The following is a 24958-nucleotide window of genomic DNA, read 5'->3' as shown; positions in this document are numbered from 1 at the left end:
GCGGCGTTCAATGGGGTTCCCGGCGCAGCGCCGAATGCCCGCCGCAGTCATTTTATTCCATCCCGAGCGCCGTTTCGCCTGATGACGACCGGGCTGCTCCAACGTTTTGCGCCGCTGCGCCGCCTAGTGGCCTGGGGCACGGCGCTTGCCGGTGGTTACCGGCACCTGGATCGCTGGCTGCGGCGCCTGCTGGGGGCGCTGTTCAAACTGGCCGTGCTCGCCTATTTCATTTTTTGCGCGCTGTTCCTGACCCTGCGCTACGCGGTGCTGCCGAACATCGACAATTACAAGGGCAATATCGAACGGTTCGCCGCGCGCGCCGTCGGCCAGTCGGTGTCGATCGGCACGATCCGGGCTTCGTGGCACGGCTTGCGCCCCCATCTTGCGTTTACCGATGTCGCCATCCAGGACCCGCAGGGGCGCGCCGCGCTGCACCTGCCGGAGGTGACCGCCACGGTCTCGTGGTGGTCGCTGGCGGCAGCCGATTTGCGCCTGGCCGATCTGGAAATCCTGCGCCCCGACCTGGACATCCGCCGCGAGCGTGACGGCAAGCTGTACGTGGCCGGCATCTTCATCGATCCGGAAAAACAAGGTGACGGTGCCGGCGCTGCCTGGGCCCTGTCGCAGCGCCAGATCGTCATCCGCGGCGGCCGCGTGCGCTGGAACGATGCGCAGCGCGGCGCGCCCGAGCTGACGCTGGACAATGTGAATTTCGTGCTGCAAAACAATTGGCGCCGCCACCGCCTGGCACTGCAGGCGGCGCCACTGGCGGCATTGGCGGCGCCGCTCGACGTCCGTGCCGATTTCACCCATCCGCCGTTTGCCGCCAATAGCGCCGATCCGAGGTTGTGGAGCGGTGAACTATACGTGGACGTGCGGCACGCCGATCTGGCGGCCTGGAAGCCCTACCTGGATTATCCGATCGAGATCAGCCGCGGCGCCGGCATGCTGCGCGCCTGGCTGCGCTTCGATCATGCCAACGTTGCCGATTTCACCGCCGATCTGGCGCTGAACGACGTTTCCGCCCGCTTCGCGCCAGACCTGCCGCCGCTCGACCTGCGCCAGGTCAGCGGCCGGGTGGCGGCGCGCGAAACTTATCAGCCGGCGCGCAAGATCGAACTGCTGTCGTTCGGCCGTCAGGGACACACGGTAACCTTGAGCAATCTGTCGCTGCAGACCGCGGATGGCGTCGTCCTGCCCGCCGCCACTTTCAGTGAAACCTTCGCCGCTGCCACCAAGACCCAGGCGGCGCGCACCCGGATCGACATCCAGACGCTGGAACTGCAGCCGCTGGCGGTACTGGCGGAGCGCCTGCCGCTGTCGGCCGCGCAGCGGCAGCTGTTGCAAGCCTATGCCCCGCGCGGCCGGCTGATGGATTTTTCGGCGCAATGGCGCGGCGCCTGGGCCGATTTTTCCGGCTACGTGGTCAAGGGCAGTTTCAGCGGGCTTGGCATCAACGGCCAGCCGGGCAGCGGCAAAGCGGCGGCGATTCCGGGCTTCGAGAATTTCACCGGCAGCCTCGACGTCAATGAAAAAGGCGGCTTGCTGAAACTCGATTCGCCGCAGTCGCAGCTGCAGTTGCCCGGCTACCTGAGCAGCCCGCTGCTGCCGTTTGACCAACTGGGCCTGCAGGCGCGCTGGACCTTCCCCGACAAAAAAACCTTGTCGGTGCAACTCGATCGCCTGGATTTCCGTCAGGACGGCGTCGCGGCCTCGTTTTCCGGCCGGCACCAGATGGCCTTGCACGAGCCGAAGTCGCCCGGCACCATCGAACTCTCGGGCAAGATATCGAGCTTCGATTTCAGCCAGCTTGGGCGCTACCTGCCGAGCGCGACGCCGGCGCATTTGCGCGATTGGCTGCTGGGCGCCTTGCGCCAGGGGCGTGCCAGCGACGTGACGCTGCAGTTGAAGGGCGATCTGGCGCAGTTCCCGTTTGCCGCCGAGCGGCCGGCCGGACAGCAGAAGGGCGAATTCAGGGTCGCCGGAAAAATCGAGAACGGCAGCCTGAACTACACGCCGGGCGAATTCGGTATCGACGGCAAGTCGCCGGAGTGGCCGCTGCTGGAACAGATCGACGGCAGCTTCGTGTTCGAGCGCAACCGCATGGAAATCAAGGCGCGCAGCGCCAAGACCCGCAACGTCGCATTGAGTGGCGTGACTGCGGTGATTCCCGATTTGCTCGCTCATGACCGGCGGCTCGAGATCGATGGCAGCGCGGCCGGCGCCTTGCAGGATCTGGTCGGCTACGTCAATCAAAGCCCGGTGCTGGGCTGGATCGGCGATTTCACCGAGGAAACCCGGGCCACCGGCAACGCCAGCTTGGCGCTCAAGCTGCAACTGCCGCTGGAACACATGCACGATGCCAAAGTCCAGGGCACGCTGCAATTGGCGAACAACGAAGTGGTTCTGCAAAACGCCATACCGGCCATCTCCCGGGCCGGCGGCAAGCTGGAATTCAACGAGCACGGCTTCAACCTGAATGGCATCAAGGGTGAATTCCTGGGCGGGCCGGTGGCGCTTTCCGGCGGCAGCCGCGCCGACGGCACGATCCTGGTCAAGGTTGAAGGCAGCCTGTCGGCCGACGGCTTGCGCAAGAACTGGCCGCAGGCAGCGATGCAGCGGCCGTTGCAGAGGATCAGCGGCAGCACCCGCTATAGCGCGGCGATTACGGTCAAGGAGCGCCGCCCCGGGATCGTGGTGGAATCGGATTTGAACGGGATTGGGCTCGATTTCCCGGTGCCGCTGCGCAAGGCGGCCAACCAGCCGCTGCCGCTCAGGTTCGAACTGGCCGGCGTGCCGTCAGACGACGTGCTGGCGGCGCGCGACGAAATCCGCCTGACGCTCGGCTCCACCATTGCAGCGCGCTACCTGCGCCAGCGGCCGGTGGAAAAACATGGCGCCTGGCGCGTGGTGGCGGGCGGTATCGGCGTCAACGTGCCGGCGCCGGAACCGGATAGCGGGCTCTTGGCCAACGTCAGCCTGGAGACGCTGAATATTGACGCCTGGCGCAACATCGTGGCGTCGATGACCGCGCCGGACACAGAAAAAGAGGTGGTCGCGGCGGCCCGGCCCGGCGAGTTCGATATCGGCCAGTACATCGAACCGGAAGTGCTGGCGGCGCGCGCCACCGAACTGATCGTGATGGGCAAGCAGCTCGACAACGTGGTGGTCGGCGCTTCGCACCAGGACAACGTATGGCAGGTGAATATCGATTCCGCCCAGGCCTCCGGCTACGTCACCTGGAATGAGTCGAAGTCGGGCCGCACTCTGGGGCGGGTCAAGGCGCGCCTGACTTCGCTGATCATCCCGCAATCGGCCGCCAGCGAAGTCAGCGATTTGCTGGAGGGGAAGAATGAAACGACCCAGATTCCGGCGCTGGATATCGTGGCCGACAACTTCCAGTTGTTCGGCAAGCCGTTCGGGCGGCTGGAACTGGTCGCCAATAACGTGCGCCCGGAACCCGGCAGCAATACCCGCGAGTGGCGCATCGGCAAGCTGGAGATCGCCAACGCCGATGCCGAATTGAAGGGCGCCGGCAAATGGATGACCGGCGGCGGCAAGAGCGTCTCCAATCTGACTTATGCGCTGAACATCAACGACGCCGGCAAGCTGCTGGAGCGTTTCGGTTTCGCCCAGGTATTGCGTGGCGGCAAAGGACGGATGGATGGCGAAGCCACCTGGAGCGGCTTGCCGTTTTCCATCGATATTCCATCGCTGTCGGGGCAGGTCCATCTGGACTTGCAGGCCGGCCAGTTCCTGAAGGTCGATCCTGGCGCTGCCAAGCTGTTGGGCGTGCTCAGTCTGCAGTCGCTGCCACGGCGGCTGACGCTGGATTTCCGCGACGTGTTTTCGGAGGGCTTCGCGTTTGACGGCGTGGTCGGCACCGCGACCATTGCCAAAGGCCGTGTCACGACCGACAATTTCAAGATGGGCAGCGTTAGCGCCACGGTCCTGATGGACGGCAGCGCCGATCTGGTGCAGGAGTCGCAGAAGCTGCGCGTGGTCGTGATCCCCGAGATCAATCTTGGCACGGCGTCGGTGGTCGCCGCGCTGGCAATCAATCCGGTGGTCGGCATCGGCTCCTTCCTGGCGCAATTGTTCCTGCGCGACCCGCTGATTCGCGCCTTCACCTTTGAATACGATATCAGCGGCTCATGGCAGGACCCGAAGGTGGTCAAGCTGGAGCGCAAGCCCGGCGAGCCGCTGCCGGCAATTCCTGCCGCGCCGGCCGAAGCGGTGCCGCAATGACGGAGGGAACACGATGAAAGTTGCCGCAATCCAGATGGTGTCGACGCCGCTGCCGGAGCAGAACTTCGCCGCCGCCGGTGCACTGATGGCCGAAGCCGCGCAAGCCGGCGCACAACTGGTCTTGCTGCCCGAGTACTGGCCGTTGATGGGCCTGCAGGAGAGCGACAAGCTGGGCCACGCCGAGCAGCCGGGAGCCGGACCGATCCAGACATTCATGGCCGAGGCCGCGCGCCGCCACGGCTTCTGGCTGATCGGCGGCACGCTGCCGCTGGCGGGATCTACGGACGGCAAGGTGCGCAATGCGACGCTGGTCTACGACCCGGCCGGCCGCCAGGTGGCGCGCTATGACAAGGTGCACCTGTTCAGCTTTGCGCGCGGCGAAGAATTTTACGACGAGGCGCGCACCATCGAATCCGGCACCGAGGCGGTGACGTTCGAAGCGCCCTGCGGCCGGGTCGGGCTGTCGGTCTGCTACGACCTGCGTTTCCCCGAACTGTACCGGGCGCTGGGCGACTGCGCGCTGATGGTGGTGCCGGCGGCATTTACCCATACCACCGGGCAGGCGCATTGGGAGCTGCTGTTGCGGGCACGCGCAATCGAAAACCAGTGCTACCTGCTGGCCGCCGCGCAGGGCGGCCTGCATCCGAACGGCCGCCGCACCTGGGGCCACAGCATGCTGATCGATCCGTGGGGCGAGATCGTCGTGCAATGCGACGAAGGGCAGGCGGTGGTGCTGGGCGAACTGGATCCGGCCCGCCTGCAGCGGGTGCGCGAGAGCTTGCCGGCGCTGCGTCATCGGCGCTTCTAGCCCCGGCCAACGGCGCGCCGCCGAATCGCCGAAGCGACGGGAGATTTAATTCAGAAAAACAGAATTTCAAAAGAATTAAGTGTCGTTGGCGGCAAAAATTAAAGAATTAATATGTAGGGGCTTTCTCTATAATCAACCGCATGTCCGGTTACGGAGCGGACAAGTCATGTTCAGCCTGGCTGCATCGAGAACAGGCGAATGCTGTCAGGAAAAGTTCCAAGAGACCAAACTACAACGGAGTTGCCATGAAAAAATACGCATTACGAGGATGGGTTCGCTATGGTGTTGCGCTGGCCGCAGTGCCGGTGCTGTGCTTCGCGGCGGACGAACAGGTCGTGAAAATCGGCTTTACCAGCCCGATGACCGGCCCTCAGGCGCCGGCCGGCAAGGACAATGCGAACGGCGTCAAGATGGCAGTCGACGAATTGAACGCCAAGGGCGTGTCGGTCGGCGGCAAGAAGGTCAAGTTCGAACTGCTGGTGGAAGACGACCAGGCCGATCCGAAATCGGGCGTGCAAGCGGCGCAGAAACTGGTCGACGCCGGCGTCAAGGCGGTGATCGGGCCCTACAACTCGGGCGTCGCAATCCCGGCCTCGAAAGTCTATAACGACGCCGGCATCGTGATGGCGACGGTCGGCTCCAATCCGAAAATCACCTTGCAAGGCTACCAGTACGTGTACCGGATCGGCGCCAATGACAGCCAGTTGGGCGGCAAGATGGCGCTGTACGCAGCCAAGGAACTGAAGCTGAAGAAGGTCGCCGTGATCGACGACCGCACCGCCTACGGCCAGGGCGTGGTGGATGAATTCGTCAAGGCCGCCAAGACCGCCGGCGTGACCATCGCCGCGCGCGAATACACCAACGACAAGGCGACCGATTTCAACTCGATCCTGACTTCGATCAAGGCCAAGAATCCGGACGCGATCTTCTACGGCGGCTATTTCGCTCAGGCGGCGGCGATGAAGCGCCAGATGAAGCAACTGGGCGTGAACGCCTACCTGCTGGGCGGCGACACCATCTGCAATGCCGAGATGGGCAAGCTGACCGGCGATGCGATGGACAACCGCGTGTTCTGCACCCAGGGTGGTTCGATGCTGGAAACGCAAACCGCCGGCAAGACCTTCGCCGCCAACTACGAGAAGCTGTATGGCAGCAAGCCGCTGACCTATGCGGTCTCGTTCTATGACGGCATGATGATGGTCGCCGATGCCATGCAAAAGGCGAAGTCGGTCGACCCCAAGAAATATGAACCGGTATTGGCGAAGATCAAGTACAACGGCGTCGCCGGCGTGTACGAATACGACAAGAACCACGACATGAAGAGCTCGCCGGTAACCGTGTTCGATTTCAAGGACGGCGCGCCGAGCCCGATCACCAGCTATTAAGCGCATCGCATAACAAGCTTCTCCGAGGGTCTTAACCAGCCGCAAGGCTGGTTTTTTTATGCCTCGACAAGATTGCCTTGGGTATATGAAAATTCATTAATGAAATCTTGCGGAATTGGCCTTTCATTATGGGAGTATCTACGCCCGGGCAGAGTAGGGCCAGAGCCGAACCAGGAGCAGGCGGATGTTCTACAATCGCTCCATTGATCCATTCATCAGGACGACATGAAACCATTTGAACCGAACCTGGGCACGCTGGCCGTGGCGCGCGACATTCTGCTGACGCCGTTTGGCCTCGACGAATCCGCCTTGCTGAAGACACTGGGCGCGATGTTCGCGCACAAGGTCGATTACGCCGACCTGTATTTCCAGTTCACCAAGAACGAAGGCTGGAGCCTGGAGGAAGGGATCGTCAAGACCGGCAGTTTTTCGATTGACCAGGGCGTCGGCGTGCGCGCGGTGTCCGGCGACAAGACCGCGTTTTCCTATTCCGATGAGATTTCCGAGCGGGCTCTGGCAGAAGCGGCGGCGGCAACGCGCACCATCGCCCGCCAGGGCAGCGGCAAGATCAAGATTGCCTCGGCCATGCAGCCGGTCGGCGGCCGCGACCTGTACCTGCCGAACGATCCGATCGGCTCGCTCGACGCCACGCAAAAGGTCAAGTTGCTGGAGCGGATCGAGCGCATCGCGCGCGCCAAGGACCCGCGCGTGGTGCAGGTGATGGCGGGCCTGGCAGGCGAATACGACGTGGTGCTGGTGGCGCGCAGCGACGGCGTGATCGCGGCCGACATCCGGCCGCTGGTGCGGGTATCGGTGACCGTGATCGCCGAGCAGGATGGCCGGCGCGAGATGGGCTCGTCCGGCGGCGGCGGCCGCTACAGCTACGATTATTTCAGCGAGGCGCTGTTGGAGCAGTACGCTTCGGAAGCGGTGGCGGCGGCGCTGGTGAACCTGGAGGCGCGGCCGGCGCCGGCCGGGCCGATGACCGTGGTATTAGGCCCAGGCTGGCCGGGCGTGCTGCTGCATGAAGCGATCGGACACGGCCTGGAAGGCGATTTCAACCGCAAGGGTTCGAGCGCCTTTACCGGTCGCATCGGCCAGCGCGTGGCGGCCAAGGGGGTCACCGTGGTCGACGACGGCACCCTCGCCAACCGGCGCGGATCGCTCAACATCGACGACGAAGGCACGCCGACCCAGTGCACCACCCTGATCGAGGACGGCATCCTGAAAGGCTATATCCAGGACACCTTGAATGCGCGCCTGATGAAGCTGTCGGTGACCGGCAACGCGCGCCGCGAATCGTTCGCGCACCTGCCGCTGCCGCGCATGACCAACACCTACATGCTGGGCGGCGAGCGCGATCCGGCGGAAATCATCGCCTCGGTCAAGAACGGCCTGTACGCGGTCAATTTCGGCGGTGGCCAGGTCGACATCACCAACGGCAAGTTCGTGTTCTCCGCGAGCGAGGCCTACATGATCGAGGACGGCAAGGTGACTTATCCGGTCAAGGGCGCGACCCTGATCGGCAATGGCCCGGACGTGCTGAACCGGGTATCGATGATCGGCAACGACATGCGGCTCGATTCCGGCGTCGGCGTCTGCGGCAAGGAAGGGCAGAGCGTGCCGGTTGGAGTTGGTCAGCCGACCCTGCGCGTCGACGGCGTCACGGTCGGCGGTACCGCCTGATCGAGGCACGCCCGGTTTGGCGCGGGGTGTCAATGCTGGATCGCAAAGTCGACCCGGTTCGGCTTGCCGCCATCCTTGATCCCGGCTGCGCTTAGTTTCGGCGCGACCAGGAACATCCGTTCGTTGGCCACCTTTCCCTCCTGCTCCAGGTAGCGCTTGACCGTCAGCGCGCGCCGGTCGGCCAGCGCCTGCAACTCGGCGTCGCCTGCCGGTGCGTTGGCCAGCATCAGCTTTTCCATCTCTTCCGGCGGCAGCGATTTGGTCAGCCCGATGACGTTGCGCGGCTTCGGAAATTTTTCCGCCTTGTAGGCGCGCTCCAGGTATTTCGCGCGTTCGCCCGGCAGGACTGTCACGTCCCGCAGTTGCACCGCCGAACCCTGATCCCGCAAGTCCTCGAGTTTCTGCAGCCGCAGCTTGCGTTCGACGTAGGCGCGGCGGGCGCCCTCGCGGTCGGTGTCGGGATCGATGCGGCCGGTGATTTCCAGCTTCAGGCCGGAGCGGTCGTTGAGCGCCTTGGCCAGCGTATCGAGTTTTTTGGTGGTGTCGGCGCTGAGGCTGGCGCTGCCGGGCGCAAACTCGACATAACTCAATTCGTCGCCGCCACCGCCGCTAAAGGCGGAGGCCAGCAGCGAGAAGGGCGCAGTGACGGCCTTGGTCAGCAGGTTGACCAGGGCGCGCAGGATGACGCCGCCGACACTGAATTCGGGGTCGGACAGCGAGCCGGACACCGGCAGGTTGAGATCGATCTCGCCGCGGCTGTTGCGCAACAGCGCTACCGCCAGCAGCACCGGCAGCTTGGTCGCATCCGGGCTGTCGACCTTATCGCCGAACGTCAGTTGCTCGAGGAACAGCTTGTTTTGCGCCTCCAGCTTGCCGTTTTCAACATGGTATTTGACGTCCACCGACAGTTTGCCCTTGGTGATCGGATAGCCGGCGTACTTGGCGGCATACGGCGTCAGGCGCGTCAACTCGACACCGCGCGCGCTGGCCGCCAGATCGAGGAACAACTGGCGCCCGAGTGGATTCAGCTTGCCGTTGATCTCGACCGGTGCGTCGCCGTCCAGCTTGCCCTTCAGTGCGACATCGGCCGGCGTCTGCTCGTCGCTGGCAACCTTGGAAATCGCGCCGCTCATGTCGGTCAGGTTGGCGCTGTAATTCGGCTTGATGAAATTGTCGGAGAAATTGATGTTGCCGCCCTGCAGCGTGATCTGGCCGACCCGGATCAGCGGTTCCGGGCCCTTGGCCGTCGCCGCCGCAGGTGCAGCAGCGGGTGCAGCGGCGGCGGCCGGCTTCGGTGCGGCCTGGGTCAGGCTGATGGTCGGCGCCGCCTGTCCCGCTTCCGGATTGGCGACGATGTCCTGCAGGTTCAGACGGCCGCTCGGGCTGACGATGATGCGCGCGTAGAAATCTGAGAGGGCGACGTCGCCAAACGACAGTTGCAGCGGATTTTTCCGGGTGTTGTACTGGGCGTCGACATTGCCGATCGCGAGCGACTTCCAGCGCACGAAGTCGTCGCCGCTGAGGCGGTCGCGGGTGCGCACTCCGGTCAGGCTGAGCGCGCCGGTGTAGCTGGCTTTCAGTGCCTGCGGCGCCTGTTCCGGCAACTGCAGCATCAGTTTGCCGCGCGCATTCAGGGCGCCGCTGGTGAAGGTGGCGTTGCTGCGATCGGCGAAATACGGCTGGAACCCGGTGATGTCGAGGCGCTGGCCGTCGATCTGCAGGTTCGCGCCGAGCGGTTGCAGGCTGAGCGTACCTTGCGCGCTCAGATTGCCGCGCTGGTTGTAGGTGGCTTTTAGCGAGAGTGGAATCGGCGCCGCATGGGCGCTGGCAGCTGCCCCGGGCTGCAGCACGATATTGTCGAGCGCCAGATCCAGCTTGCCGAGTTGCTGCAGCGCTGGCTTGCCGTTGTTTTGCGGCGCCACCAGCGCGTCGGAAAAGCGCAGCTCGGATTGCTCGAGTTTCAGGTGTTTCAGCGTCGCCTGCCAGCCGCGCGCGGGCTTGGCTGGCGGCTGGTGCGCAGTTGGCCTGGAACCGCGCGCGGCCTGATCGGTGCGGGCGGCGGACAGGGTCAGCAGATCGATCTCGCCTTGTCGATTGCGGTTGGCGGCCAGCCTGGCGTCGACGATCGCCAGTTGGTCGGCGCTGACGCTTTGCTTGCCGAGGTCGAGCTGCAAGCCGGTAAGTGCGACCTCGCGGGCAGCGATGGATGGGGATTTTTCCTGCGGTAGCGTCACCTGCAGATTGCGCAGGTGGGCGCTGGCTTGCTGCAGCGTCAGCTCGAGGCCGCTGGCCGGCCACGCCAGCCGATGCGGTAGCGTGGCGTCCAGCAAGGTGCCACCGAGGTCGCCGCTAAACGCTGTGGCGAAGTAGGGCCGCAGCCGTTGCGGCCGCAGCGCCGCGATCTGCGCTTGGCCTTGCAGCGACTTGCCGTCGGCAGCCAGGGTGGCGTCGTAGCGCAGCGTTTCGGCGGCGTCGGTTTCCAGCGTCGCCTGCAGATGGGCCGGCTTGCTGCCGTCGCTGCTGAAGTCGGTCAGCTTGGCGTCCAGCTTCTTGATGTTCAGCGCCGCCGTGGTCGGGCCGGCCGCGGCATCGCGCCACTGCACTTGAGCACCGGTAATTTCAGCCTGCGTCAATGCCAGCAACAGCGGCTTGGGGGCCGGTGCTGTGCCGCTCGCGGTCGGCGGCAGGGAGAAGGCTTGCAGCAGATTGAGCGAGCCGTCCTGGCGGCGGCTGGCGTGCAGCACCGGCGCTTCCAGTTTGAGTGAAGCCAGGCGCACCAGCTGGTTGAAGGGTTCCACCCGTTCCAGATCCAGCGCCAGGCGCTCCCACTGCAGCAGCGGCGCGCCCGATTTTTCCTGTACCTGCACTTGGCGTAAGGCGGCATGGCCGCTGACCACCATGCTGCCGGTCTCTCCTGTTTGATGGAAATCGAGGTTCAGGCGAGTGTCGAGCAGACCGGATGCCAGCTTGAAATTCAGCGGCACCGGCGCCAGTGCCATGTATTCGGGCAGCGACAGGCCGTCGAGGTCGATTTGCAGCGTGGTGTCATGGGTGGCGGCAAACGGCCGCGTCTGGCCGCTGATGGTGAACGGGCTGCCGTCGAGCTTGGCGCTGAAGGCCGGTTTGGTGAAGATATCGACGCCGCGCTTCAGGTTGGAAAGGAACGGCAGCGCCAGGTCGATCTCGGACAGGCTGTGGCGCGACTGCCGCCACTGGTCGTCGTAGTCGATGCGGCCGTCGCGCAGGTGGATGTTGTGCAGGGAAAAATGCGGACTGCTCGGGCTGGCCGGCTGCGCCAGCAGCTTGTCGACGATATCGGAAAAATTGAAGCGGTTTTCGCCGCTGCGCACAATGTGTATGAGCGGCTGCTCGATGCGGATTTCGGCGACCACCGGCGCCAGCCGCAGCAGGCTGGCGGCCGAGGCGTTCAGGTAGATTTCGCCAACCGTCAGCATCTTGTCCTGCCGGTCCGCTTCGTACAGGCTGATGTTGCGCAGCGTGGCCGAGAGCGCGAACGGATTGACCTGCACGTCGCCGAATTCGAGCTTGCGGCCGATTTCCTCGCCGAGCTTGTTGGCAACGTAGGTTTTGACGATGGCCGGCGCCGCGAAAAATCCGAGCAACGCGAAAATGGCAATTGCCGCAATCCCGATTTTTGCCGCCAGCAGCAAACGCTGGCGAGTCGCCGGGCCGAGATGAATGGTGGGTGCGCGCATCGAGTATCCGTTCCAGTCGGGCTGGGTAGCCGGGATGGCCGGGCCATGCCGGGAACCGGAAAAACCGCCTCAAATCGCCCTGGAATTGCCGGTTTTCCTGTTTGTCATTGTATTGGATGTTGCTGATTTAACCGGCCGGGCTGTCTGAAATTGATTCCTGGTCGGTATTTATTTTGCCGATTTTCGCCTTTATGGTCACATGAGGCTTGCCAAACGCCTTGATTTACTGCACCATTGATTCAGTTTTCGACCCCAAGCCACAAAAAACATGTCCGTCGCCCGCTTCTTCTTTTACTTTTACTTTAGCTATCCCAGCCCAAAGGCGGTGGAGAAGAGGTAAGCGTTCGCGAGAAGAAGCTAAACCAGAATTCCCGAAAAAACCGCCAGTGATGGCGGTTTTTTTGTTTCCAGTTTCAAATTTCAAATGGAGAAAAAAATGCCGCGTACTGATGACCTGCGTATCCGAGAAATGAAAGAACTGATTCCACCGTCGCATCTGATTCGCGAATTTCCGTGTAACGGGAAGGCGGCGCAAACCGTGGCGGCATCGCGCGTCGCGCTGCACCGCATCCTGCACGGCCAGGACGACCGCGTGATGGTAGTGATCGGACCGTGCTCGATCCACGATACGCAGGCGGCGATGGAGTATGCGCGGCGCCTGGCGGCGGAGCGTGAGAAATTCAAGGGCGAGCTGGAAATCGTGATGCGCGTGTATTTCGAAAAACCGCGCACCACGGTGGGCTGGAAGGGTTTGATCAATGACCCATACATGGACAACAGTTTCCGCATCAATGACGGCCTGCGAATGGCGCGCGAATTGCTGGTGAACATCAACGCACTCGGTTTGCCGGCCGGCACCGAATTTCTCGACGTCATCAGCCCGCAGTACATCGCCGACTTGGTGAGTTGGGGCGCGATCGGCGCTCGCACCACCGAATCCCAGGTGCACCGCGAACTGGCGTCCGGCCTGTCGTGCCCGGTCGGTTTCAAGAATGGCACCAGTGGCGACATCAAGATTGCGGTCGATGCGATCAAGGCGGCGTCGCAGCCGCATTGTTTTCTGTCGGTCACCAAGGGTGGCTACTCGGCGATCGTCTCCACTAACGGCAATGACGACTGCCACGTCATTTTGCGCGGCGGCAAGGCGCCCAACTACGATGCCGCCAGCGTCGATGCGGCCTGCAAGAACATCGCCGCCAGCGGCCTGGCACCGCGCTTAATGATCGATGCCTCGCATGCCAACAGCTCGAAGAAGCCGGAAAACCAGGTCCCGGTGTGCGCCGACATCGGCGCCCAGATCGCCGGCGGCGACGAGCGGATTGTCGGCGTCATGGTCGAATCGAACCTGGTGGCGGGCCGGCAAGACTTGGTGCCCGGCAAGGCCCTGACCTATGGCCAATCGGTGACCGACGGCTGTATCAGCTGGGACGAGAGCGTCAGCCTGCTGCAAGACTTGGCTGCTGCCGTGCGGCAGAGGCGCCAGGCGAAAAGCATGGCAGCTTGACGCTGGTTTCCGGCAGAAAAAAACCGCCCGCAGGGCGGTTTTTTATTGCGAAAAATATCGCCAGCGTAACGTGTTGGCCTTCCGTATTCCGGCTGCCTTCCTATACTGAAAATCAGGCTCAACAACGTAGTCAGGAGGCCGCCATGTACCATCGCAAACTGTATTTCATGCTGCCGGATGTCGCCAGTGCGCGCGCCATGCTGGACGAGTTGCTGCTGGCCCGCATACACGAACAGGATATGCGTTTCTGGGCTCGCGATGACGTGTTGCCGGCGGACATGCCGGCCGCCAATTTCTGGCAGAAAACCGATCTTGTGCATGGACTGGAAACTGGCGCGGTGATCGGCGCCGCGGTCGGCCTGGTGGTCGGTATCCTGCTGATCGTGTTTCAGCCGCAAGGTATTGTATTGCGCACCGAAGCGATTCTGGTGGCGGCGCTGGGCGGCGCGCTGTTCGGTGCCTGGGTGGCCGGCATGGTGGCCGCGGCGATTCCGAATTCGCGTCTGAAGGCGTTTCAGGAGGGGATCGAGCGCGGCCAGGTGCTGCTGATTCTGGACATTCCGTATGCCAGGGTCGGTGCGGTCGAGGAGTTGTTTGCGCGCCGCCATCCGGAAGTACGCTTCGGCGGGCAAGATCCGCACACGCCGGTGTTTCCGTAGCGGCGGCTCTACGGATTTGCAATCAAAGTGAGAACAAGGCGCGAAGCCGCAGACAGTGCTGCAGCACGGCAAGGCGAAGCAACACAGTTATCGCTTTGATTGGGAATCCGTATCAGAAGCGCTTGGTCAGCGTCATTTGCTCGCCGTCGCGACGCATTTCGGTGCGATTCAGGAACGACATGCCAAGCAGGGCATACGGCAGGCCATTTTCCTGGACCACGGCATCGACCTGGTTCAAGACGATATCGCCGACCTTGACGCTGTCGAGCCGGGTCCGATACACCGGCGCCAGGCCGTTGGCGGTATTCACCATGCCGCGCGTGCCTTTCTTGTAGTCGATGCCGAGCCGTAGCGCGTCCTGCGCCGGCAACGCAATCAGCGTGGCGCCGGTATCGACCAGCATGCGAATCGCGCCGCCATTGATCTGCCCCTGCACCATGAAATGGCCGCGGCCGTCGGCTTGCAGCGTGACGCTGGCGCCGCCGCCGGCCGGGGCGCGGTTCATGTGCGCCCCGAGCGCCACGCTTTGCCGCTTGCCGCCGGCGTCCAGCGTGACGCCTTCCTGATCAACCGCTGTCAAGATGACGCCGGGCGCCACGCTGGCACCGACCGCATAGGTTTTGGGCGCGCCGCCGTCGATCACCAGCACGGCCTTGCCGGGAAACAGGCCGACCACGCCGACTTCGGCTGCCTGGGCGCTGCCGGTCAGGAGTGTGGCGGCCAACAGCAGTGTCGGTGGAAGCGGAGTGCGGGGCATGATGTGGGTCAGCGTGGCGCTGTCGGTACGATCTGCTGGTGGATGTGCATCAACAGGAAGATTTCATCCCAGACCTCGGCCGGAAAACCTTCGCGGTCGCCCCGCTCGTCGATGATCAGCTTGTTGAAGTAGGTGTTCAATTCGGGATAGCCCCACAGTGCCTGGATCGCATCCAGGATACGCGGAAACTGCGTTTCCAGCGTGCACGTACAAGGCGCCGCCGGACTCGCGGGCGCTACCGGTCTTGCCGAAGCCGCCAGCGTGCCGGGGAAGCGGTAGCGTGGCATGGACCGGATCGCCGCTGCTAGTCGCGGAAGTTGTTGAATTCGAGTGGCAGGTCGGCGATTTCCTTGCGCAGCAGCGCCATCGCCGCCTGCAGGTCGTCGCGCTTGGCGCCGGTCACGCGCACCGCCTCGCCCTGGATGCTGGCCTGCAGCTTCATCTTGCTGTCCTTGATGGCGCGCACGATCTTCTTGGCGGCGTCGGATTCGATGCCGTTCTTGACCTTGATCACCTGCTTGACCTTGTCGCCGCCGATTTTCTCGATCTTGCCGAGATCGAGAAAGCGCACGTCGACGCCACGCTTGGTCATTTTTGCGGTCAGCACGTCGCGCACCTGGCCGAGCTGGAATTCGGAATCGGCAAACGCGGTCAACTCGCGCTCCTTCTGTTCAACGCGGGCATCGCTGCCCTTGAAATCGAAGCGGGTGGAGACTTCCTTGTTGGCCTGGTCGACGGCATTCCTGACTTCGACAATATTGGCTTCCGAGACGACATCGAACGACGGCATAATGCATTTCCTTTTACTAAAGCGGTGGATGATCGGGAGGCAACGCGCTGGCGACGGCAGCCCATAACGATTAAACTCCGTGTTTGCCGTTGTTTTTCCCGATGCAAGTCAAGCAAGCATTCTAGCGGACAAAAAACCGGGTGGCTATCGCGCTGCCGGTCGATGGCAGGCCGCATGCGGCTTTCCCGCGCTCGAACCCTATTCCAATCGCACCGCCATGAGTTTTCCCCTGCCGCTGCAAGCCGATTTTTCGCTGCGCCGCCATAACAGTTTTGGCCTCGATGCGCGCGCCCGTGCCTACCTGCGCGTCGATACGGCGTCCGTGCTGGCGCAGTTGCAGGATGATGCGTACTGGTCGCGCCAGCCGCGGCTGGTATTGGGCGGGGGCAGCAATCTGCTGCTGACCGGGGATTTCGACGGCTTGGTGCTGCACATGAGCAACGCCGGTATCGAGATCGTCGACCAGGATGCCGACGCCACCTACGTGCGGGCGGCGGCCGGCGAAAACTGGCATGGCTTGGTGCAATGGACCTTGCAACAGGGTTTGCCCGGACTGGAAAACCTGGCGCTGATTCCGGGCAGCGTCGGCGCCGCGCCGATCCAGAATATCGGCGCCTACGGCATCGAGCAGAGCCGCTGCTTCCATCGGCTGACCGCCTTCGATTTCGAGCGCGGCGAACTCTTCACGCTGGACAAGGCGGCCTGCGCCTTCGGCTATCGGGACAGCGTATTCAAGCATCGCTGGCGCGAGCGGGCGGTGATCCTGGACGTCACCTATGCGTTGCCCAGGCGCTGGCAGCCGGTCACCGCCTATGCCGATGTGCAGCAACAACTGGCGGCATCCGGTATCGCCACGCCGAACGCGCAGGACATCAGCGATGCGGTAGTCGCGGTGCGCCGCCGCAAGCTGCCGGACCCCGAGAGAATCGGCAACGCCGGCAGCTTCTTCAAGAATCCGCTGGTGCCGGCGGCGCAGCGCGACGCATTGCTGGCCCGCCATCCACAACTGGTCAGCTATCCGCATGCGGATGGCGTGGTCAAGCTGGCGGCCGGCTGGCTGATCGAGCAGTGCGGCTGGAAGGGCCGGGATCTGGGGCGGGCCGGTGTGTATGAGAAGCAGGCGCTGGTGCTGGTCAATCGCGGCGGCGCCACCGGGGCCGAGGTGGCGCGGCTGGCGGCGGCGATTGCCGCCGACGTGCGCGAGCGCTTCGGCGTGCAACTGGAGCCGGAGCCGGTGTTCATTCCATAGCGTGGCGCCAGCGAACCACTCCAAGAAAAACCGGAGTATGTGTCAAAAAACGGCGTAACATGTCCGGCATAAGATGCCGGTTCATGGAGTATGTAAATTCCGCAGCGCTTAACCGTAATGGCAGACGTAATCGACCGTTTCGCTGACTTCGATATCGAACCAGGAATCGGCCGGGATTGCGAAGCGCTGGCCGGCCGCCACTTCTTTCCATTCCTGCTCGCCCTTCAGCAAGACGCGGCATTTGCCGGACGTGACTTCCATTACTTCCGCTTCGCGCGTGGTGAAGTGCAGCTTCGACGGCAGGATCACGCCCAGAGTCTTCTTGCTGCCGTCCGGCAGCACCACGCTGTGCGAGATGCACTTGCCGTCGAAATAGACGTTGGCTTTCTTGACTACCGAAACGTGGTCGAATTGGCTGCCGATGGCGTCGCGGATGGCGCTCATGCCTCGCCGTCCTTGCCCAGGCGCGGCAGCGCGACCGACGGGTTGGCGGTCAAGAGGCCGGCCTTGCCGTAGATGCCGAGCTTGTCGCGCGTGTCGGCGATGTCCAGGTTGCGCATGGTCAGTTGTCCGATGCGGTCTTGCGGCGTGAAGGCGCCTTCGCCTTTTTCCATCGTCAGGCGTTCCGGTTGGTAGGTCAGGTTGGCCGATTCGGTGTTCAGGATCGAGTAATCGTTGCCGCGCCGCAGTTCCAGCGTGACTTCGCCGGTGATGGCGCGCGCCACCCAGCGCTGCGCGGCTTCGCGCAGCATGATCGCCTGCGGGTCGAACCAGCGGCCCTGGTACAGGAGGCGGCCGAGCTTGCGGCCGTTTTCGCGGTATTGCTCGATCGTGTCTTCGTTGTGGATGCCGGTCACCAGCCGCTCGTAGGCGATGAACAACAGCGCCAGCCCGGGGGCTTCATAGATGCCGCGGCTCTTGGCTTCGATGATGCGGTTTTCGATCTGGTCGCTCATGCCGAGGCCGTGGCGGCCGCCGATGCGGTTCGCTTCCAGCAGCAGCTCGACCGGGTTCGAATAGACGATGCCATTTAGCGCGACCGGATGTCCTTCCTCGAAACGCACGCTGACTTGCTCGCGCTTGACCTCGATCTCGTCGCGCCAGAAGGCGACGCCCATGATCGGCTCGACGATCTGCATGCCGCTGTTCAGGTGTTCCAGATCCTTCGCCTCGTGCGTCGCGCCCAGCATGTTGGAGTCGGTCGAATAGGCTTTTTCCACCGACATCTTGTAGTCGAAGCCGGAGGCGATCAGGAACTCCGACATTTCCTTGCGGCCGCCGAGTTCCTGGATGAAGGTGTCGTCGAGCCAGGGCTTGTAGATCTTCAGCGCCGGGTTCACCAGCAAGCCGTAGCGGTAGAAACGCTCGATGTCGTTGCCCTTGAAGGTGGAACCGTCGCCCCAGATGTTGACCTGGTCTTCGGCCATCGCCGCCACCAGCATGGTGCCGGTCACGGCGCGGCCCAGCGGCGTGGTGTTGAAGTAGGTGACGCCGGCGGTCGAGATGTGGAAGGCGCCGCTTTGCAGGGCGGCGATGCCTTCGGCCACCAGTTGTTCGCGGCAATCGATCAGGCGCGCCTGTTCGGCGCCATACAGCTTGGCCTTTTTCGGGATTTCGTTGTAATCGGATTCATCCGGCTGGCCCAGGTTGGCGGTGTAGGCGTACGGAATCGCGCCCTTCTGGCGCATCCAGTGCAGCGCGGCGCTGGTGTCGAGGCCGCCGGAAAAGGCGATGCCCACTTTTTGGTTGACGGGAACGGACTGGAGGATGGTCGACATGGTTTCTGCTTTGCGTTCTTGAAATGGGAATGGGGGTAAGGCGACGGCAAGCCGCTCGCAATCAAGCGAGCCTGCCCAGCACCAGGTATTCGAGCAAGGCCTTTTGCACGTGCAGCCGGTTTTCCGCCTCGTCCCAGACCACCGATTGCGGGCCGTCGATCACTTCGGCCGCGACTTCCTCGCCGCGGTGCGCCGGCAGGCAGTGCATGAACAAGGCATCCGGTTCGGCGCGGGCCATCTTGGCGGCATCGACGATCCAGCCGTCGAAGGCCTTGACGCGGGCGGCGTTTTCTTCCTCGTAGCCCATGCTGGTCCAGACGTCGGTGGTCACCAGGTGGGCGCCGGCGCAGGCCTCGGCCGGCTGCGCGAACAGCGTGTAGTGCGTATTGCCCGGCGTGACCAGCGCCATGTCGATTTCGTAACCCTTCGGCGTCGAGACGTTGACGTGGAAGCCGAACACCTCGGCCGCCTGCAGCCACGAGTACAGCATGTTGTTGGCGTCGCCGATCCAGGCCACGGTCTTGCCGGCGATGGTCCCGCGCTGCTCGATGAAGGTGAAGACATCGGCCAGCACCTGGCACGGATGATGTTCGTTGGTCAGGCCGTTGATCACCGGCACGCGCGAATTGGCGGCGAAGCGCTCGATGATGTCCTGGCCGAAGGTGCGGATCATGATGATGTCGCACATGCGCGACATCACCTGGGCCGCGTCTTCCACCGGCTCGCCGCGGCCGAGCTGGCTGTCGCGCGTGTTGAGGTAGATCGCGGCGCCGCCCAGCTGGTGCATGCCGGCTTCGAACGACAGCCGGGTGCGGGTCGAATTTTTCTCGAACACCATCACCAGCGTGCGATCGACCAGCGGATGATGCGGCTCGTAGTTCTTGAACTTGCGCTTGATAACGCGCGAGCGCTCGATCACATACTCGTACTCGGCCAGCGTGAAGTCGGAGAACTGCAGGTAATGTTTGATTGCCATAATTGAAAACGGCGGCCGGTGTGGCGCCTGCCGCCGAAGTTTGCGTAACGGCTTGATTATAAGGGATTCGGGTCAGAACACCAGCCGCGGCGGGTTGCCATGGTGACAAAGCAATCGCCGCGTGGCAAGGCTAGGTAGACGGCAATTTTCCCGCGCGTAGCGTAACCCCAGGCTCTGACGTGCCTTGACGCCCTTGCCCAAAGTCCGCGCAACCAGGGTCAGAGTAATTTTCGCGAAAAGGCGCCGCGAAAAAAAACTCTGACCCTGGTTTCACTCCGCATCGCGTGTGATGCGGGCGTGTTTTTACAGCTAACCATGAAAGGCGTAAATATGCGGAGTATGTATCAAAAGCCGTTTATTTATGTCCGATAATGACATGTCTATATCGGAGTATGCGTTATCACGGACTCCTTTCGCGCCCCCTCACAGCCCGGCGTTGTTCAGGTCCAGCACGCGTTCGGCGCGATAGCTGGAGCGCACCATCGGCCCGGCCACCACCTCGATAAAGCCCTTGGAGAGCGCCAGCGCGCGGTATTCGCGGAAGGCTTCCGGCGTGACGTAGCGCTCCACCGGCAGGTGATGCACGGTCGGGCGCAGGTACTGGCCTAGGGTGACGATGTCGACTTGTGCTGCGCGCAGGTCGTCCAGGGTGCGTTCGATTTCGGCGTCGGTTTCGCCCAGGCCCAGCATCAGGCTGGTCTTGGTGCGCGTGGCCGGCGCGTGCCGCTTGGCGAATGCCAGCACGTCCAGCGTCTGCCCGTAACCGGCGCGCGGGTCGCGCACCTGGTGCGTCAGCCGTTCCACGGTTTCCATGTTTTGCGCATAGGTGACCAGGCCGGCATCCAGCACCGCCGCCACGCTGTCGTGCTTGCCGGCGAAGTCGGGCGTCAGCGCTTCCACCGCCGTCTCCGGCGTGCGCGCGTGAATCGCCCGGATGCAGGCGGCGTAATGGCCGGCGCCGCCGTCGGCCAGGTCGTCGCGGTCGACCGAGGTTAGCACCACGTAGCGCAGCTTCATCAGTTCCACGGCCTTGGCCACGTTGGCCGGTTCCAGCGGGTCCAGCCAGCCGTGCGGATTGCCGGTGGACACTGCGCAAAACTTGCAGGCGCGGGTGCAGACTTCGCCCATCAGCATCAGGGTCGCGGTGCCGCGTCCCCAGCACTCGGCGATGTTCGGGCATTTCGATTCGGCGCACACGGTGTGCAGCTTGTGGCTGTTGACGATGTCGCGCACTTCCTGGTACTGCTCGCCGGCCGGGGCGCGCACGCGCAGCCAGTCCGGCTTCTTGTCGGCGTTGGGGATTTCGGTGTTGGCATTCGGACGGATGCCGTCCTTGACCGCGCGCGTGCCGTCCGGGGTAACGTACTTGCTGCCGCTGGGGACGCGCTTGGCGGTTGTTGCCGCCGCTGCTGAATCGGGCAAAGCTGCCGGTTCCTGACTGGACATGAATCTACCTTTTCTATTGAAGTGCGGAGCCGGCTCCAGGGCAATCCCGGCGCCGGCTATCAGGCAAATTTTATCGCGAGCAGGCGCCTGGCGGTCGCGGTCGACATGAAATTCGTGCATCCCGGACCGGTGTTTGTTTCAACTTAGTACAGGGTCTGCGCCGATTCATGCAGGAGTTGCGCATACAGCGCATGGCGAAAGGGCGTGATTTTCTGCGCCTTGACCGCCTCCAGCACCGCGCAACCCGGTTCGTTCAGGTGGCGGCAGTTGTAGAACCGGCAATGCCCGAGATGCGGCTCGAACTCCCGGAAGGCGCGCTCCAGCATGCCTTCGCTCAACTGGTACAGGCCGAACTCCTGGAAGCCGGGCGAATCGATGACGCTGGCCGTGCCGTCCAGCGCATACAGCCGGGTAAAGGTCGTGGTGTGCTTGCCGGTATCCAGTGCGGCCGAAATCTCGCGCACCGCGATGTCGGCGTCCGGCACCAGCAGGTTGATCAGCGACGATTTGCCCATGCCAGACTGGCCGATCAGGATCGTGGAATGGCCGGCCAGCAGCGGCTCCAGCAGCGCGCGCGCGGCGTCCGGCGCGGCGCGTGCCGAGACTTCATGCAGCGGATAACCGAGCGCGGTGTAGGTCGCCAGCCGCTGCCGGGTTTTTGGCAAGGCGTCGGCGATATCGGTCTTGTTCAGCACGATGTGCGCTTCCACTCCGGCCGCTTCCGCCGCCACCAGCGCGCGCGAGATCAGGTCGTCGGAAAAGCCCGGCTCGGTGGCCACCACCACGAACAGTTGCGTCACGTTGGCGGCCAGCAGCTTGGACTTGTACTGATCGGAGCGGTACAGCAGCGTCTTGCGCTCGGCCACCGATTCGATCACGCCCTGATCCGGCGAAGTCAGCTTGAAGTGCACCACGTCGCCGACCGCGACATCGCTTTTCTTGCCGCGTGTGACGCAATGCAGCTTGATGCCGGCCGCCTGCACCAGGTAATGGCGGCCGTGGGCGGCGATGACGGTGCCGGTGTCCTCGGAGGGGCGCGCCATGCGTCAGGCGAAGGAACGGCGCGCGATGGCGTCGACCTTGGCGGCGCAGATGAAGTCGTTTTCCGAAAGACCGCCGCTGCCGTGATTGACGCTGTGCGTGTCGAAGCGGACACAGCAGCGGTTGTAGGTCACCACCAGCTCGGGATGGTGGTCTTCGGCGTGCACCATATAAGCCAGCGCGTTGACGAAGGCGAGCGTTTCATAATAGTTCTTGAAGGAATAGGTTTTCGTCAGCTTGCCGTCGGCCAGCGCCCAATCCGGGAGCGCGGCCAGGTATTCGTCGATCTGCGCCTCGGTCAGCGCGGTTTCGGTATGGCGGGATGTCTTTTGCAAAAGTTCGGCGTTGCGGATCATGATGTCACCTTAGCCCGGATATTTTATGAGGATTGCGGATGATCGCGCCGAGATCGGCGCGATCCGGCGCCGGCGCGGAATGAGGGACGGTGCCGTCGCACCGTCCCGAATGAGCGCCAAGCCGGGCGCGGCGAGATCAAGCGAGGGCCGCAATAGCGAGCGCCCCAGTCCAAAACGGAGCGGGGCGCTTCGCAATGGGAAGATGCGTACGGCAACGATTGTGGCCATCTGAAGCGAGCGTCTCATGAAATATCCGGGCTAGACGGCGTGGAGTTGGTTGAGCCGGCCGATGCGCACCGTGGCCGGCGGATGCGAGTCGTAGAAGGCCGAGTGCAGCGGGTCCGGCGTCAGGGTCGAGGCATTGTCCTCGTACAGCTTGACCAGCGCCGCCACCAGGTCCTGCGCATTGGCATGGCGGGCGGCGAAGGCGTCGGCTTCGAATTCGTGCTTGCGCGAGGTGATCGACGACAGCGGCGAGAACAGGAAGGTAAACACCGGCAGCACCAGCACGAACAGGATCAGCGCCAGCGCGTCGTTGGAAGTCAACAGCAGCGGATCGACCCCCAGCCCGGTGTAAAACCAGACCTGCGTCTTCAGGTAGCCGAGCAGGGCCAGGAAACCCAGCGACAGCGCGAACATCAGCACAATGCGCTTGACGATGTGCTTCAGCTTGAAGTGGCCCAGTTCGTGCGCCAGCACCGCCTCGATTTCCTGCGGCTGCAGGCGCGCCAGCAAGGTATCGAAGAAGACGATGCGCTTGGCCGCGCCGAAGCCGGAAAAATAGGCGTTGCCGTGCGCGCTGCGCTTCGAGCCGTCCATCACGTACAGGCCCTTGGAGGCGAAGCCGACGCGCCGCATCAGGCTGTCGATGCGTGCGCGCAGCGCATCGTCTTCGAGCGGCGTGAACTTGTTGAACAGCGGCGCGATCACGCTCGGATACAGCACCAGCATCAAGAGCTGAAAGCCGCTCCATACCAGCCATGCATACAGCCACCAGAGGTCGCCGCTTTTTTCCATCAGCGTCAGCACCACCCACAACAGCGGCAGGCCGATCGCGGCGCCCAGCAGCAAGCCCTTGATCAGGTCGCTGACGAACAGCTTGAACGTCATCTTGTTGAAACCGAAACGCTGCTCCAGCACGAACTGGCGGTACAGCGTGAACGGCAGGTCGATGGCGCCGGAAATCAGCGCGAACGCCACGATCAGGCCGAGCTGATAGGTCATGCCGGCGCCCACCAGGCCGAACAGCTTGACCGACAGCCATTGCAGGCCGCCGAGCAGCGTGAAGCCGATCAGCGCCGCGCTGCCGACCAGCAGCATCAGCAGGTCGAGCTTGGTCTTGGCGACCGTGTAGTCGGCGGCTTTCTGGTGCGCGGCGAGCGGGATTTTTTCGGCGAACTCGGCCGGCACCGCGCCGCGATGCGCCAGCACATACCGGATATGGCGCGAACCGAGCCAGAAACGCAGCACCAGCGTGAGCACCAAGAACACGACGAACAAGACCGAAAACGCGAGTGAAGACATTCTTTCCCTGTGAGAAAATGGCGGTTTGCCAGACGAAGGAAACAATTATGTCACACGCAGCAGATGGGCCCGAGTCGCCGCCGGCGCCAGCCCCGACGGCCGCAGTCGCGCACCGCCCGAATGAATTCAACCTGGTCTGGGTCGACATGGAAATGACCGGCCTCGATCCTGACGCCGACCGCATCATCGAAATCGCGGTGGTGGTGACCGACCCGGAACTGAACATCCTGGCCGAAGGCCCGGTGTTCGCGATCCACCAGTCGGACGCGGTGCTGGCCGGCATGGACGCCTGGAATACCGGCACCCACGGCCGCTCGGGATTGACCGACCGGGTCAGGGCTTCGACCGTGACCGAGGCGGAAGCGGAAACCGCGCTGATCGATTTTCTCAAGCATTTCGTGCCGAGCGGTAAATCGCCGATGTGCGGCAATTCGATTTGCCAGGACCGCCGCTTCATGGCGCGCGGGATGCCGAAGCTGGAGGCGTTTTTCCATTACCGCAATCTGGATGTGTCGACCTTGAAGGAGCTGGCGCGGCGCTGGAAGCCGGAGCTGGCGAGCGGGTTCAAGAAACATCAGAGGCATACGGCGCTGGCGGATATCGTGGAGTCGATCGAGGAGTTGCGGTATTACCGGGAGCATTTCATCAAGGCGTGAGTTGGGCTCATGGTTGTTACATACTCCAGCATAGTTGGCCTGATGTCGGACGTTGATATTGTGAAATTTCTGCATACCCCACTATTTGTCGTTCCCGCGCAGGCTGGAACCCAGTGGCGTTTGTCGCTTAGAGAGACGTTTCCATTTCATGGTGACTAGCCGGGGGTGGCCCGGCAGCCACTTACTTTCTTTGTCTCGCCAAAGAAAGTAAGCAAAGAAAAGCGACCGCAAGACGCTGCCCTTCGGGTTCCCGTTTGCGCGCAGCAAAAAATGGGAAACGAAACCAACTCGCTGTGCTCAGACATGTTTCGTTTCTGATCCATTTTCTGCCGCGCACAAACGGCAGCATCCCAAGCGGATTTAACGGCAACGGCAACGG

At 63.2% G+C, this 24958-nt stretch carries 20 protein-coding genes; 8 read left to right on the top strand and 12 right to left on the bottom strand.

What is annotated here, in order from left to right:
- Positions 1–81 precede the first annotated feature (81 nt).
- From ACK2VC_RS04600 to tldD, 4 genes are all read left to right on the top strand, one after another.
- On the top strand, positions 82–4248 hold the full coding sequence (locus tag ACK2VC_RS04600; protein WP_486732421.1) for a YhdP family protein: 4167 nt from the start codon (positions 82–84) through the stop codon (positions 4246–4248).
- Positions 4249–4261: 13 nt separating this feature from the next.
- A complete protein-coding gene (locus ACK2VC_RS04595) occupies positions 4262–5056 on the top strand; it encodes a carbon-nitrogen hydrolase family protein (RefSeq protein ID WP_486732420.1) in 795 nt (264 codons plus the stop codon).
- 245 nt (positions 5057–5301) lie between these two features.
- A complete protein-coding gene (locus tag ACK2VC_RS04590; protein ID WP_486732419.1) occupies positions 5302–6441 on the top strand; it encodes a branched-chain amino acid ABC transporter substrate-binding protein in 1140 nt (379 codons plus the stop codon).
- Positions 6442–6666: 225 nt separating this feature from the next.
- Positions 6667–8127 (top strand): metalloprotease TldD, encoded by a 1461-nt coding sequence (gene tldD, locus ACK2VC_RS04585; protein WP_486732418.1) that lies wholly within the window; start codon positions 6667–6669, stop codon positions 8125–8127.
- Between the two features lie 29 nt (positions 8128–8156).
- Here the strand turns inward: tldD and ACK2VC_RS04580 are convergent, their stop codons facing one another.
- Together ACK2VC_RS04580 and ACK2VC_RS04575 are read right to left on the bottom strand one after the other, a co-directional pair.
- Positions 8157–11843 carry a DUF748 domain-containing protein gene (locus ACK2VC_RS04580; protein WP_486732417.1) on the bottom strand — a complete coding sequence of 1229 codons (3687 nt, stop codon included), beginning with the start codon at positions 11841–11843 and terminating at the stop codon, positions 8157–8159.
- 223 nt (positions 11844–12066) lie between these two features.
- On the bottom strand, positions 12067–12267 hold the full coding sequence (locus ACK2VC_RS04575; protein ID WP_486732416.1) for a hypothetical protein: 201 nt from the start codon (positions 12265–12267) through the stop codon (positions 12067–12069).
- 12 nt (positions 12268–12279) lie between these two features.
- On the opposite strand from ACK2VC_RS04575, the gene aroG reads away from it, so the two are divergent.
- Both aroG and ACK2VC_RS04565 read left to right on the top strand, forming a co-directional pair.
- Positions 12280–13347 carry a 3-deoxy-7-phosphoheptulonate synthase AroG gene (gene aroG, locus ACK2VC_RS04570; protein ID WP_486732415.1) on the top strand — a complete coding sequence of 356 codons (1068 nt, stop codon included), beginning with the start codon at positions 12280–12282 and terminating at the stop codon, positions 13345–13347.
- Positions 13348–13490: 143 nt separating this feature from the next.
- The gene (locus ACK2VC_RS04565; protein ID WP_486732414.1) at positions 13491–14006 is read left to right on the top strand and encodes a DUF1269 domain-containing protein; all 516 of its coding nucleotides are present in this window, start codon (positions 13491–13493) and stop codon (positions 14004–14006) included.
- Between the two features lie 112 nt (positions 14007–14118).
- Here the strand turns inward: ACK2VC_RS04565 and ACK2VC_RS04560 are convergent, their stop codons facing one another.
- Genes ACK2VC_RS04560 through ACK2VC_RS04550 form a run of 3 tightly spaced genes read right to left on the bottom strand, consistent with a single transcriptional unit; the run spans position 14119 to position 15553 of the window.
- Complete coding sequence (locus ACK2VC_RS04560; protein ID WP_486732413.1) at positions 14119–14763, bottom strand: retropepsin-like aspartic protease family protein; 645 nt, start codon at positions 14761–14763, stop codon at positions 14119–14121.
- An 8-nt stretch (positions 14764–14771) separates the two neighbouring features.
- Positions 14772–15050, bottom strand: a complete 279-nt coding sequence (locus ACK2VC_RS04555; protein WP_486732412.1) for a hypothetical protein — start codon at positions 15048–15050, stop codon at positions 14772–14774.
- A gap of 17 nt (positions 15051–15067) precedes the next feature.
- Positions 15068–15553 (bottom strand): YajQ family cyclic di-GMP-binding protein, encoded by a 486-nt coding sequence (locus tag ACK2VC_RS04550; protein ID WP_486732411.1) that lies wholly within the window; start codon positions 15551–15553, stop codon positions 15068–15070.
- 217 nt (positions 15554–15770) lie between these two features.
- On the opposite strand from ACK2VC_RS04550, the gene murB reads away from it, so the two are divergent.
- Positions 15771–16802, top strand: coding sequence for a UDP-N-acetylmuramate dehydrogenase (gene murB / locus ACK2VC_RS04545; RefSeq protein WP_486732410.1), 1032 nt, complete (start codon positions 15771–15773; stop codon positions 16800–16802).
- A gap of 108 nt (positions 16803–16910) precedes the next feature.
- On the opposite strand, the gene ppnP is transcribed toward murB, so the two are convergent.
- The 7 genes from ppnP to ACK2VC_RS04510 all read right to left on the bottom strand — a co-directional run bounded on the left by ppnP (position 16911) and on the right by ACK2VC_RS04510 (position 23923).
- A complete protein-coding gene (gene ppnP, locus ACK2VC_RS04540) occupies positions 16911–17246 on the bottom strand; it encodes a pyrimidine/purine nucleoside phosphorylase (RefSeq protein ID WP_486732409.1) in 336 nt (111 codons plus the stop codon).
- A complete protein-coding gene (gene argG, locus ACK2VC_RS04535; protein WP_486732408.1) occupies positions 17243–18580 on the bottom strand; it encodes an argininosuccinate synthase in 1338 nt (445 codons plus the stop codon). The genes ppnP and argG overlap by 4 nt, the downstream gene beginning before the upstream one ends.
- Before the next feature lie 61 nt (positions 18581–18641).
- Positions 18642–19556, bottom strand: coding sequence for an ornithine carbamoyltransferase (gene argF / locus ACK2VC_RS04530; protein ID WP_486732407.1), 915 nt, complete (start codon positions 19554–19556; stop codon positions 18642–18644).
- A gap of 423 nt (positions 19557–19979) precedes the next feature.
- Positions 19980–21002, bottom strand: coding sequence for a lipoyl synthase (gene lipA, locus ACK2VC_RS04525; RefSeq protein ID WP_486732406.1), 1023 nt, complete (start codon positions 21000–21002; stop codon positions 19980–19982).
- Between the two features lie 143 nt (positions 21003–21145).
- Positions 21146–22045 carry a ribosome small subunit-dependent GTPase A gene (rsgA, locus tag ACK2VC_RS04520; protein ID WP_486732405.1) on the bottom strand — a complete coding sequence of 300 codons (900 nt, stop codon included), beginning with the start codon at positions 22043–22045 and terminating at the stop codon, positions 21146–21148.
- A 3-nt stretch (positions 22046–22048) separates the two neighbouring features.
- The gene (locus ACK2VC_RS04515) at positions 22049–22399 is read right to left on the bottom strand and encodes a 4a-hydroxytetrahydrobiopterin dehydratase (RefSeq protein ID WP_486732404.1); all 351 of its coding nucleotides are present in this window, start codon (positions 22397–22399) and stop codon (positions 22049–22051) included.
- Between the two features lie 258 nt (positions 22400–22657).
- Positions 22658–23923 (bottom strand): M48 family metallopeptidase, encoded by a 1266-nt coding sequence (locus tag ACK2VC_RS04510; RefSeq protein WP_486732403.1) that lies wholly within the window; start codon positions 23921–23923, stop codon positions 22658–22660.
- Between the two features lie 47 nt (positions 23924–23970).
- Between ACK2VC_RS04510 and orn the strand changes: the two genes are divergently transcribed.
- Entirely contained in the window at positions 23971–24579 is a 609-nt protein-coding gene (orn, locus tag ACK2VC_RS04505; protein ID WP_486732402.1) for an oligoribonuclease, read from the top strand.
- Positions 24580–24958 lie beyond the last annotated feature (379 nt).

The sequence above is a fragment of the Herbaspirillum sp. WTB6 genome, from assembly GCF_057457785.1.
This window is presented reverse-complemented; position numbering and strand designations above follow the sequence as displayed.